The organism is Kangiella shandongensis (assembly GCF_020005365.1).
Taxonomy (GTDB): Bacteria; Pseudomonadota; Gammaproteobacteria; order Enterobacterales; family Kangiellaceae; genus Kangiella; species Kangiella shandongensis.
In genome coordinates this window covers 330,483-342,636 of sequence record NZ_JACNML010000001.1, presented here as the reverse complement: position 1 = coordinate 342,636, position 12,154 = coordinate 330,483, and the positions used below count along the sequence as shown (strand labels likewise).

Below are 12,154 nucleotides of genomic sequence, written 5' to 3'. Positions count from 1 at the left end.
TTATTTGCCTAATAAATCTTCGTATCCGTAAATACTGTCTTCTAAAAATTGTGTGGTGCTGCCTCGGAGGCTACCAATTCCCTTGAGAACAAACTGGAGGTAAACCCCAGAGCTGTGTTCGTCTGGTTGATTAGGGAGGAGTGCACCTTGGCTATCGAGTTGTATATTTATATAGCGTCTTGCGACCATTCTAACCGCCCAACAACAGGACTCATATTCTAGACCAATAAATGAGTCGTTAGTTCGATTTTCAGTGAGGTCTTGGTTATATCGACCCAAAAGACGCCAATCTTGGGCTAATGGCCAAGCAAATGCAAGCTCAGCTTCTTCCTGAGTACGACTTGGTGTTTTACGATAGCGATGCCCTAAGTTTATGATGTGGTTCGTCTGGGGCTCATAGTGCATATTAATCAGGCCATGGGTGGTTTCATTCTCCTGATCATCCCACTCGATAGCTGATTTAACTTCAATATTATCGGTCCAGCGCCAATTAATTTCAGCCAATAACCCTGACTGCTTATTGGTTTCAACCGGCATATCCAGCATCGTAACTTTACGATCTTTCAGGTAAACCGTTCGACCAACTGAAATAGAGGCTTTCTCCCGGCCTTCATCATCGAGGAAGCGACTGGTAAGAGCGCCACTGATCTGGTTAGCGTCACCGATGCGATCGATACCGCTAAAACGGTTACGGCTGAACAGCTGGGTAAAGTTAAACGTCGGCAAACTGGTATCGTAAATACCTATCTCGCTCTGATCCTGATAGGGGGTATAGAGATAGAAAACCCTCGGCTCGAGCGTCTGTGTCAGATCGCCGTCGTCGAAATTCAGCGTACGCTCAAAGAACAGGCCAGTATCTATCGATAGTGTGGGTAAACTTCGATCAGCGGTTTCTACATTGTCACTAATATCGGTTTGCTTGTATTGGGTGTAGGCAAAGCTGAGTTCTGGCCGGAAAAAGCTATAAAGCGTTTCGTGACTCCAGCCAATGGAAGGTTCAATATGGTAGCGCTCCGCGGTGTCGGCACCATCCTTATCAAAGCGTGTCAGCTCACTGTGAATTTTGGCTTCAAAGCTATTCTCATTGGGTTCGAAAAAACGGGTTAACTGGACTCGTGGAGCAATCGTATAGCGCTCTACAGGACTGTTTAGCAGCTGCCAGTCCTGATACTCAGTGCGCATAAACCAGTCCTGGCTTAAGTATTGTACATAGAGGTTCTGGCTTAATATGTCCTGGTTACTGTCCTGAATACTCCCACCAAAATCCTGATAATAACTGTCATCACTTACCTTACGAGCCACCATGCCGGTGCTCCAGTGATCAGAAAGTTGTGTTAAATGATCCACGCTGTACTGCCAGCGCTGATCCGGTAGGTTTTCAGGATTATCGGAACCAGCTGCTTTATCATCCGGTAAATATTCGAAGAAAAGTTCGCCATTACTCTGCTCAGTCAGGTAACGAAACTCTGAGCCAAGCATGGAACCCCGAGACGTCATATACCTTGGCGTCAAGGTCAGATCATAATTGGGTGCCAGGTTTAAATAATAGGGGATACTTAAATCGCGACCGTTGCGGTTTGAGTTGCTGAATGACGGTGGTAATAAGCCTGTTTTGCGGCGATCATCGACCGGAAAGGTAATATAGGGTATATAGAAAACAGGAATATCAGCGACTTTGACCACGCTGTTGTAGGCTTTACCCCAGCCGCTCTCACGATCAATGATGATTTCACCAGACTCGAAGACCCAACTTTTCTGATCTTCTGGACAGGTTGAGAAGTCCGTATCAGTTAACGTCAGTAGTTGCTTGTTATCAACGCGAATCTTTTGAGCAGTACCGTTTCCGTTATTACTGTATAGGTGGAAGCGAGTATTTCTGATTTCCGTTGAGCCCTGAAGCGAGTAATAGTCAAGACTATCCGCACCCACAACAAAATTATTGTTGGTAAATAACAGGTCTCCCTGCGCATGATACGACTTGGTTTCATTATCCGCGGTTAACTGGTCTGCTGTTAGCTTCTGTTGGGATTGGGTAACCTGAACATTACCGGTTAAATAGGCTTTATTGCCTTCACGATAAGCTTCATCGGAATAAACCCGAATGGGGGCATTAGTCTCGACCAGTTGCGGCTGGTAACGAGTTGGTTCAACTGGTTGGCTGGGACAGGTCTTGAATTCAGGGAATTGATAAGCCTGATGATTTTCATTAGTTGTAGGCATAGCCTCGGCCTCAGCCGAGTTGAGCTGAGGCTTATCAACGATGTTTTGTTCTTTACTAGACTCTGCGGCGAGACCTGACGGCGTAGCCATCATTACTGCGATACTAACGCTAGAGACCAAAAAAGATTTTACCCAACGGACTTTCTTGCTTACCATGTACTTTTCGTGTTTTTTTACGGGTTGGTCACAAAATAGATAGCCCGACAATTCAAGGGCCTACGCTTTGTAACTGTCATCAGTTATAAAGGCCTAATGATAAACGCTTACGGGACAGATTGAAAATCAATAATGACAAAAGATAGCCGACAGACATTATTAAAGGAGTGGTCACAGCAACGTGTGAGTCGTTTGCTGGCTGACGAAGAGCAGATATTAGCTAATCTGAAATGGAGCATGGTCTCGGGAGATGCCAGTTTCCGACGATATTTTCGTTGGCAGGATGAACGGAGCGGCAATAGCTGGATTGTGGTAGACGCCCCGCCTGAGCATGAAAACAGCCGACAATTTATAAGGGTTGCGGAATTACTTGAAAGCGTGAATGCGCCGAGAGTTCTGGCGCAGGATTTAGAGCAGGGCTTTATGCTGCTGTCGGATCTGGGGGACCAACTGTATCTGCCTTTACTCAAAGAAGCTCAGTCTTCGGGTAATTTGGGCGCTGCTGATGAGCTATACCACAACGCCATCAATAGCTTGATTGAAATGCAGAAGATATCACCGGGTCGATTGCCGGATTATGATGACAAACTGCTCCGAACAGAAATGGAGCTGTTTAGGGACTGGTTCCTTAGCAAACATTTGTCGATAGAGTTAACCCCAGTCGAGCATCGCCTGTTAGATACGACCTTTGAGCATCTCATCCAGAGCGCTCAGTCACAGCCGCAGGTGTTTGTCCATCGAGACTATCACTCGAGAAACCTGATGCAGTGTGACGATACCGATGAACCGGGCATTATTGATTTTCAGGATGCTGTTCGAGGGCCATTAACCTACGATCTACTATCTTTATTGAGAGACTGCTATATCCAGTGGACGCCTCAACAAGTGGATGCCTGGGTTAATTATTACCTGAAGCGCTCGCCGGCCATTTTAGATAAAGAGCAGTTTGAACAGTGGTTTGACTGGATGGGGCTGCAACGTCATATCAAGGTCGCTGGTATTTTCTGTCGTCTGAATTATCGCGATGGCAAAGCGGATTACTTGAAAGATATTCCCTTAACCCTCACTTATATTATTCAGCAAGCGGAAAAATATCCTCAGATGACAGAGTTTTATCAGTGGCTGACCAGTAAGATCATTCCTGCTTTTGAAGAGAAGCAAGGCTCTATTTCATGAAAGCAATGATTTTAGCGGCCGGACGCGGCGAGCGCATGCGGCCTTTGACTGAGCGCCATCCCAAGCCATTGCTCAAGGTGGACGGACGAGCACTGATCGAGTGGCATATTGAGGCGCTTAAAGACGCGGGTATTAAAGATATTCTGATTAATACCTCCTGGTTAGGTGATCAAATCCCGGAATATTTGGGCGATGGAGCTTACTGGGGGGTGAGGCTGACCTTCTCACACGAAAGACAGGCCCTGGAAACGGCGGGCGGTATCCGTAATGCCCTGGATTTTTTTGACGACGAACCTTTTATTGTTGTGAATGGCGATGTTTGGTCCGAATACGACTATGAAAAGTTGTTGCTGCAACCAACTAAAAAAGCTCATATCGTTTTAGTACCAAACCCTGACCACCATCCACAAGGTGACTTTCAACTGAGAAGCGATGGTCTGGTTATTGCTGAGGGTGACGATAAACATACTTTTACCGGAATTGGCGTTTATCAACCAGAGGTATTTGCTGATGTACCGCTTGGGGAGCCATGTCGGCTGGCACCAGTACTAAGAGAGTTGATGGTAGAAGCGGAAGTAACAGGAGAATTATTTCAAGGGCGTTGGTTCGATATCGGAACACCCGAGCGACTGAAGCAGCTGAATGAAAGCTTTCAGCGGCGGATTAAAACAATTGAATATGACGGAAAGCTATAACGATGAGTTGGTTTGGTAAAGTAATCGGTGGTGTCCTGGGTTTCTCCCTTGGCGGAGGGCCATTAGGAGCCATTATTGGTGCTGTGCTGGGACATCAGTTGGATAAAAAGAGCGATGATTATCAAGAGCGCTATGCGCCGGGTGATCAGGAGCGGGTACAAGCCGCTTTCTTCACGGCGACCTTTTCAGTCATGGGCCATATCGCAAAAGCGGATGGGCGCGTGACGCAGAATGAAATTCGGCACGCTGAAAATGTCATGAGCCGGATGGGCCTGGATAGTGATGCGCGTAAGTTTGCTATTGACTTGTTTCAGCAGGGCAAAAGCAGTGACTTTGACCTTGAGGCTGTGGTCGATCAATTTAAGCAGGAGTGTCATCGTCGTCGTAATTTGATGCAGATGTTCCTCGAAGTACAGATTACCATGGCGCTGGCGGACGGAACCATGCATGAATATGAACGTGCCGTGTTGCACCGCGTAGGAAAGCACCTCGGTTTTGCCAACTTTATGATCGATCAGCTGATCAAAATGGTACAGGCGCAACAACGTTTCTATGGCTATTCGGAGCAACAAGGACAGGCAGGCGGTGGACATGGAGGTACTTATCAGCAGGCACCAGACGCACCCAGTGTCGACCAGGCCTATCAAGTGCTGGGTGTGAAAAGTAGCGATGATCAAAAAACGATAAAGCGGGCTTACCGTCGCCTGATGTCACAACACCATCCTGATAAGCTGGTCGCCAAGGGCTTGCCGGAAGAAATGATCAAAATGGCTAATGAAAAGACTCAGGAAATTAAAGCGGCATACGAACTGATCAAAAGAAGCCGCGGTTGGTAGTGAAGGCCTTATTTTTGCTATGATGGAAGTGTAGACAGGATCTTAAATTTTACTTATGTGGGTAGAGTCATGAATAAAGCATTAATGGTAAAGCAGGTTGCAACCATGCTGGAAATGCAAAATGCAATGAATACGAAAGTCCATGAAAAATGGTTCGAGCAGAACTATGAATGGTATCGAGCAATTTGGATTGAGTGCGCTGAGATGCTGGACCATTATGGGTGGAAGTGGTGGAAGCACCAGACGCCTGAGATCGAACAGGTCAAAATGGAATTGGTGGATATTTTTCACTTCGGTTTAAGCTCGCGTATTGATGGTGAGCGGTCATTTGATGATATTGCCGAAGAGCTAACCAATGAAATGTGGGAGCCTTTGGAGAAGGATGACTTTAAACAGACGCTTGAAGCGTTAGCCGGGCAGGCCGTAATGTATCAGCACTTTGATGGCTCCAGTTTTGCCGGCTGCATGAAACAAATCAATATGCCGTTTGAAGAACTGTTTAAAAGTTATGTTGGTAAAAATACCTTAAACTTTTTCCGTCAAGACAAAGGCTACAAAGAAGGTACTTATATCAAAGAATGGTATGGCAAAGAAGATAATGAAGTCTTAGTCGAGATTCTAGAGAAGTTAGATGCTTCTGAAGATGATTTTAAGCATCTAGTATATCAGGGGTTAGCGGATAATTATCCTCGCCCAGAATAAAAAGAGGTCCCTATATGTCTGAAGGTGGATACAAGGTCGTCATAAAAGGGTATGGCGACTCTGAACGTGGTAAGTTTTATATCGAGCAAGAGTTAGCCGAGTTATTTAACATCGAACAAAAGGTCGCGAAGAAATTACTCGAAGTTTCCGGTGAGTCGCCACGTGACGTAAAGCTGAATGTGAATAGTGAAACGGCAGAGCGTTACTTAAAAGCATTAAAAGCGACCGGTGCTGACGGCGAAGTGATCGACACCCGTTTTGACTTTAGCCACTTATCGTTGGAGTAAGCTTTTATATCAATGGAAATTGATAATGACGCTCTCTATCATATTAAAAATGCAAAATGCGTGACTATTCTTACCGGCGCCGGAGTCTCTGCAGAATCCGGCGTTGCCACATTTAGATCCTACAAAGATGAAACGAAAGAAAGCCTGTGGAGCCAGTACGATCCACAAAAAATGGCGAGTCTCGAAGGTTTCCTGGAAAATCCGAACCGCGTATGGCAGTGGTATCAATGGCGTCGAAGTGAACTGAAAACCAAAGAGCCCAACGACGCACACAAAGCCATCGCCAAATGGCAACAATCCAATTCACAAAGCGTCACACTAATCACGCAAAATGTTGATGGCCTGCACCAGGCTGGTGGCTCTCAAAACGTTACTGAATTACACGGTAATATCTGGGGCAATCACTGCCTACAATGTCGAACTGAATACAAAGAAGGTGTAGATGACATTGAAGAAGTAATAGAATGTCCTGAATGTGGTGGACAGATTCGTCCTTCTGTGGTCTGGTTTGGCGAAGCCTTACCCGAACACGCCTGGCGCGACGCCGAAAGCGCCTCTTACTCCTGTGACCTATTTTTATCGGTAGGAACTTCCAGCCAAGTCTATCCGGCCGCAGGGCTCGCCGCGCTCGCCAAAAGCCAAGGCGCTACCGTGATAGAAATTAACCCAGAGCCAACGGAGAGTTCGGTAGTGGATTATTGCGTTAAAGGGATAGCCTCTAAATTCTTTCTGGAGTCTCTTTAATGAAGAAAGGCATAGGGTTATTAATTATTCTAGTTATTATTTCAATCTTCTTTATCTGGGGTGGACTTGAAGATGGTACCCATAACTATAAACAAACGATTAGCAATAGTGCAGAGCTTGTTAGTAAAACTAGTAAAAAAATTGTTAGACAAAAGGAAGCACGCTCAAAAAACTCCGAAGCTACAAGTAGTAAGAATGAATATTTTATAGCAGGTAACAGATATAAGATTAGCGATAGCTGTTCATTTGATATTGCTAGTTATTTATATCAATATATTGAGGCTGACTTAAAAGGAAGGGTTTGGCTTGAAAAGAGAGGTTACACGCTGTTTTATAGTGGGTTTAATTTCCGAGATTATCAAGACTTAAACAACGAAGATCTGAAAATACTTGTTGAGAGTAATGACGTGGTAGCTATGTGGCAACTAGCAGATAATATGTTTTATGAAGATGAGGATGCTGCAAAAAATATATTGGAAAATATGCTGGTACAGACAGGTAATTTCACAGCTTTAAATACAATAATTAATACGAGTCCTTATACTGAAAAGCCAGATATGAAGCCTTTAGTTGAGAGTTATGAAGAGTGGTTAACTTGGTTAGCTTTGAATAAGAAACTTAATGGACTATTTGTTTTTGCGTTTGATGATCAATATAAGTTAATTCAAGCCGAGCATGAGCTGCTTGCAGACAAAAAGTTAGAAAGTATTAATCAGCGAAGAAAGAGACTTGGCTTGGATAGCCTTCCCAATGATCCTCTCCCCAAGCACCTGCAAGATGAAGTAGATAAGTTTTATATATTTGTAAAATCTCAAAAAGACAAAGGGGTTACTAATAAATTAACTTGTAATAGCTAGATTCTCTCAACAAGATATGCGAACAGTGAGACCTAAGAGTAGGAAACTATTCAACTATTGGTTGAGATAAGATCCAAAGACTTAGCATGGTATAAGCAATCATTAAAATCAGCATTGGGATTTGGCTCATTAACGTTTGTTTATGGTTTTGGTAAATTTTTATAGCAGAATAATGTGCTAAAACAACAGCTATGATATGGCCAATGATGATGGCGTATATAGAGATAAACCATACCGTCTTAGCATTAATGACTCCAATATCCATAGTGTAATTTTTAGTGCCAAAAATATCCCAGCCGTAACCAAATGGATCTGACAGGAGTGGAATGATTTGTTGCCCTGCGATCATTAAGTAGAAAATATAATGAGCTATATGATAAGCCAGAGCAATTGGGACTAGCGACAAAACGTAATGCCCCGCAGCTTCTGTGAGAGACATTTTCTTGCCGCCAGTTTTCACGCTGAGATAACAAAATATTAGAAACACACTTAATAGCAGACAAGGAACTATTAACAAAGCCAAACTCTTAATGAGTGTGATGATATCAATACCATTGCCCTGTAAATCGATCAGCAGGGGTCTTATCAATTGATTCTCAGCAATAAAGTCGAGCAAATTTTTCCACAGCGGCGTTTCTAATATGCCATCAAAAGATACGGTAGAAAGCAGTAAAACTACGAAGAAAGTTTCGGAAAAATGTAATGGCTTGTCATGGGTTAATCCGGAACCAGGCAAACGCAGTTGCACCTTATCACTTTTCACATTGAACAATGCAAAGCGACCAAAGAGGTTAAAGAAATGACTGAATACATCGCCATGGCGTAACCAGTTGTTGATGCCAAAAATAGCCATCCCCAGCCAGGTATAGAAGCTATAGATAGTGATTAACCAGAAGAGGACCTTGGGAGTTTCCGGTCCTTGTGCAATAAGTTCTAACCAGGCAAAAATAATAAAGATGATAACGACTGGCCATGCACCTAGTTTTTCCGGATAGGGGCGGTGACTTTTTACTTTAAATAAATGACTCCATAGTGCCAGTGTTCGCCACGGGTTAAGAGCTGGCCAGAAATTACCAACTAGCGCAACGATAAACGTGAATCCTACCCACCAGATTATCCAGACAAATGTTGGGGAAAAATTATTGAAAGTATTGTTGTCTCCGACATAAGCCGTAACCAATGTTAAAGCAAATAGTGTAACGCCAATTAATTGCAGAATGCTTGTGATGATTTTCCGACTTAAAGAACCGCGCGGGAGAAAACTCTTCAGTTCAATATAAGGTGATAAGTTTGCTAGGCGTGATTGTCGTAAAAAGACTGCCGTAATGACAAAAGAAACCAGCACGACAACAGCTGCCGAAGTTAAATACATTGATAGGGGTAAGGGTAAGTCGTAACGCTCACCAAAGGAGTGTGCCTGAACTGTATTGAAAATTAAATGGCTATAGGCAATGGCTAGAAGTAACGTGCATATGGATTTAATCCCCAGACGTCTCATTGTGGGTAGATCTCAATGTAAAATAGCGCACCATGGCTGTCGTTACCATGAGCGTCGTGGCGTGTTACTGAAAAGCGCCCCGCAACCTGAGCATCAAAACTGAGCTTGGCAGTGATACCTGCTTTTAGATCCAATTTGATATCGTAGCCATGTACATGAAGTTCCATATTCTTGTCCGACTTAATCTCGATATTGATGCTGGTACCCTGATTAAACTTCAGAGTTTGTTCTCCTTTAACTTTACCCTCATGAATAACAATTCGATGAGTGGTAATATCGTTGGTCGCGCCGAGTGGTAAGGGACTTGTTATAACCAGCAAAGTAAAGAGTATATTCAAAACAACTGTAAAAGAATTTGACAGTTTCATTTTACTTATTCTCCACTGAGTCTATTGATTAAAATGTATACATAATCAAGGTTCATTCTAGCAAAGTGCTGTACAATTATTAACCGATTCAAGACTGGTTAACAAGGAGGAAGTTATGTCACGATTGATTATGTTATTCTTCATCATATTGCTCGGTTCACTATCGACTTCGAGCCGAGGAGAGATCTTGGCTTTAATTAATTACGAAAGTAAGCCGGCTGACTCACTGAAGTCTTTAAAGCTCAGTGGGCAACAGCAAAGGGAGGAGGGCATTGCGGTTATGAATGTGGATCCTGACTCGGATGCTTTTGGTCAAATTCTGATGGAGATTCCTTTACCTCCAGATCTCGTCGCGCATCATATCTTCTATGATAAAACCATGAGTAAAGCCTATATCACCGCATTAGGTCGAGGGAATGAGTTAAGGGTGATGAACCTTAAGGAGTTTCCTTACCGTTTGAAAGTGATCAATGTCGATAACTGTAAAGTGGGTGAGGATGTAGTTTTCTCAGACGATAACAGTAAGTGGTATCTGACTTGCATGGGATCGGACACTGTCTATGTCGGCGATGTCAAAAGCGATAAAGTTCTGGCTGAATTGAAAACGCCAAAACCCTACCCACACGGAATCGCTATTAATAATGACATTGATCGTATATTAGTGACCAGTACTGTCAGTCCTGATATGACGAAAGCTGGTGATCATATTTCTGTGTTTGAAGCGAGTACGAATAAAACTTTAGGTGCGATTAAGGTCTCCAATAAGGAGACGCCAGCCGGTGAGGCTCCTGTGGAAGTTTTGTTTGTGCCTAATAGCGACCCTGTCGTTGCTTATGTAACTAATATGCAGGGGGGGACTTTATGGACTTTAACCTGGAATAAACAAACCCAGGATTTTGATGCTGCTGAAGCGTTTGACTTTGCTTCAGAAGAGGCTGCAATGCCGCTCGAAATCTATTTCAGCGATGATGCAAAGACCATGTATGTGACGACAGCCAAGCCTGGTAAAGTTCATGTCTTTGATATTGCAGATAAGGTCACTGAGCCGAAGCTGGTTAAAACTTACAGCACTGCTGAAGGCGCACATCATATTGCATTTACTAAAGATGGTAAGCTGGGTTTCGTTCAGAATTCACTACTGAATTTACCCGGGATGAGCGATGGAGAAATTACGGTGGTGGATATGGAAAACCACTTAGTGACTCATCGAATCGACACTTTTAAAGAAAATGGGTTTAACCCAAACTGTATTGTGTTGTTACCCGAGTGGAATCATCTGGCAGGACATTAGAGTAAGTTGGCGGCCCTAGTGAGCCGCCAATTATCGTACTGTTAAAGCTTAATCAACCAACTTAAATTCGTCTTTTAAGATTTGGATGATTTCGGCTTTTGGATTATCTGACAATTCAATTTTTTCGCCAGTAATCTTTTCAGCAATACCGGTGTAGGTATTGGATACGTCCATCAGAGCTTCAGTTGGCAGCGCGTTATCACGAGCCAGTGCCTGACGCTCGTCCATGCGATCTTTGTTTAATAGAATGTCTGAGTCTTCGAAGTGGTTCAGCAGGAACTGACGGAAACCTTCTTTTGAGTTTTCGACCACTTTGCCGCTGTCGCGGAATGCTGGGCCGTCCCAGATACGTGAGGAATCAGGGGTACCTACTTCATCCATGTAGATCAGTTTTTCGTTGCCTGCTTTGTCAGTGACATAACCAAATTCAAATTTGGTATCGACAAACATCTGGTCCAACTTTTCCAACTCAGAACTAATCACATCGAAACCTTCTTTCAGAAGCTTTTCATACAGGTTGATGTCGTCTTTACTGCGGAACTGGAATGCTTCGTAATTATCGTCGATGTCTTGACGCGTAATGTTAACGTCGTCCGCTTCTGGTACGCCAGGAATACCTTTCAGGATGCCTTTAGTTGAAGGTGTGATTAACAACTCATCAAGTTTCTGATCTTTTTCCAGACCGTCTGGGATACGAATACCGCAGAATTCACGTTCACCTTTAGCGTAAGCGCGCCACATAGAACCAGTGATGTATTGACGCGCAATCGCTTCGATCATGACGGGCTTTGCTTTTTGCACAATCCACACGAATGGATGCGGAATTTCAAGGATATGGCTGTCAGCCAGGCCATTCTCGCGGAACAGTTTAAACCAGTGATTAGAAATAGCGTTGAGCGCGGCACCTTTACCCGGTACACCGTTCATACCGCCTTCACCATGCCAGATGGCATCGAACGCAGAGATACGATCACTGATCACCATGATTGCGAGTGGTGCGTCAGCAGCAACGTCGTAGCCACGTTCTTGAATTAAACGTGCGCTATCTTCTTCGGTTAACCAGTAAACAGAGCGAACTTTACCGCTATGGACAGGTTGATTGGTACGGATCGGTAGATCGTCATTAACGGCTAAAACTTTATCAGCAAGGCTCATGGAATAGTCCTATTGTGTCATGCAGTTAAATTCAATGGGTTATCGGCTTCACCGTAGGTGGTGGAAGCCAAATACGAGGACGCAATGATACCAGAGTTTACGAAATTCTCCACGTATTACGGGCTGTGTAGCAATTTTACAGGATCTTCACGGTCTAAATTTTAAGTTA

12 protein-coding genes are annotated in these 12,154 nt (G+C 43.8%); 8 read left to right on the top strand and 4 right to left on the bottom strand.

Annotation, left to right across the window (positions count from 1 at the left end):
- Positions 1-2,376 (bottom strand): LPS-assembly protein LptD, encoded by a 2,376-nt coding sequence (locus H7708_RS01480; RefSeq protein WP_223668689.1) that lies wholly within the window; start codon positions 2,374-2,376, stop codon positions 1-3.
- Positions 2,377-2,508: 132 nt separating this feature from the next.
- On the opposite strand from H7708_RS01480, the gene H7708_RS01475 reads away from it, so the two are divergent.
- The 7 genes from H7708_RS01475 to H7708_RS01445 all read left to right on the top strand — a co-directional run bounded on the left by H7708_RS01475 (position 2,509) and on the right by H7708_RS01445 (position 7,673).
- Entirely contained in the window at positions 2,509-3,552 is a 1,044-nt protein-coding gene (locus tag H7708_RS01475) for an aminoglycoside phosphotransferase family protein (RefSeq protein ID WP_223668688.1), read from the top strand.
- A complete protein-coding gene (gene murU, locus H7708_RS01470) occupies positions 3,549-4,247 on the top strand; it encodes an N-acetylmuramate alpha-1-phosphate uridylyltransferase MurU (protein WP_223668687.1) in 699 nt (232 codons plus the stop codon). The genes H7708_RS01475 and murU overlap by 4 nt, the downstream gene beginning before the upstream one ends.
- A gap of 2 nt (positions 4,248-4,249) precedes the next feature.
- Entirely contained in the window at positions 4,250-5,083 is an 834-nt protein-coding gene (djlA, locus tag H7708_RS01465; RefSeq protein WP_223668686.1) for a co-chaperone DjlA, read from the top strand.
- Positions 5,084-5,152: 69 nt separating this feature from the next.
- Positions 5,153-5,785, top strand: coding sequence for a dUTP diphosphatase (locus tag H7708_RS01460; protein WP_223668685.1), 633 nt, complete (start codon positions 5,153-5,155; stop codon positions 5,783-5,785).
- A gap of 14 nt (positions 5,786-5,799) precedes the next feature.
- Positions 5,800-6,072, top strand: coding sequence for a hypothetical protein (locus H7708_RS01455; protein WP_223668684.1), 273 nt, complete (start codon positions 5,800-5,802; stop codon positions 6,070-6,072).
- A gap of 12 nt (positions 6,073-6,084) precedes the next feature.
- The gene (locus H7708_RS01450) at positions 6,085-6,816 is read left to right on the top strand and encodes an SIR2 family NAD-dependent protein deacylase (RefSeq protein ID WP_223668683.1); all 732 of its coding nucleotides are present in this window, start codon (positions 6,085-6,087) and stop codon (positions 6,814-6,816) included.
- Entirely contained in the window at positions 6,816-7,673 is an 858-nt protein-coding gene (locus tag H7708_RS01445) for a hypothetical protein (protein WP_223668682.1), read from the top strand. The genes H7708_RS01450 and H7708_RS01445 overlap by 1 nt, the downstream gene beginning before the upstream one ends.
- 46 nt (positions 7,674-7,719) lie before the next feature.
- Here the strand turns inward: H7708_RS01445 and H7708_RS01440 are convergent, their stop codons facing one another.
- The gene (locus H7708_RS01440; RefSeq protein ID WP_223668681.1) at positions 7,720-9,171 is read right to left on the bottom strand and encodes a hypothetical protein; all 1,452 of its coding nucleotides are present in this window, start codon (positions 9,169-9,171) and stop codon (positions 7,720-7,722) included.
- Positions 9,168-9,539: a hypothetical protein gene (locus tag H7708_RS01435; RefSeq protein WP_223668680.1), complete on the bottom strand. Its 372-nt coding sequence runs from the start codon at positions 9,537-9,539 to the stop codon at positions 9,168-9,170. The genes H7708_RS01440 and H7708_RS01435 overlap by 4 nt, the downstream gene beginning before the upstream one ends.
- A gap of 115 nt (positions 9,540-9,654) precedes the next feature.
- Between H7708_RS01435 and H7708_RS01430 the strand changes: the two genes are divergently transcribed.
- Positions 9,655-10,830, top strand: a complete 1,176-nt coding sequence (locus tag H7708_RS01430) for a YncE family protein (protein ID WP_223668679.1) — start codon at positions 9,655-9,657, stop codon at positions 10,828-10,830.
- A gap of 48 nt (positions 10,831-10,878) precedes the next feature.
- On the opposite strand, the gene H7708_RS01425 is transcribed toward H7708_RS01430, so the two are convergent.
- Positions 10,879-11,985: a phosphoribosylaminoimidazolesuccinocarboxamide synthase gene (locus H7708_RS01425; RefSeq protein WP_223668678.1), complete on the bottom strand. Its 1,107-nt coding sequence runs from the start codon at positions 11,983-11,985 to the stop codon at positions 10,879-10,881.
- Positions 11,986-12,154 lie beyond the last annotated feature (169 nt).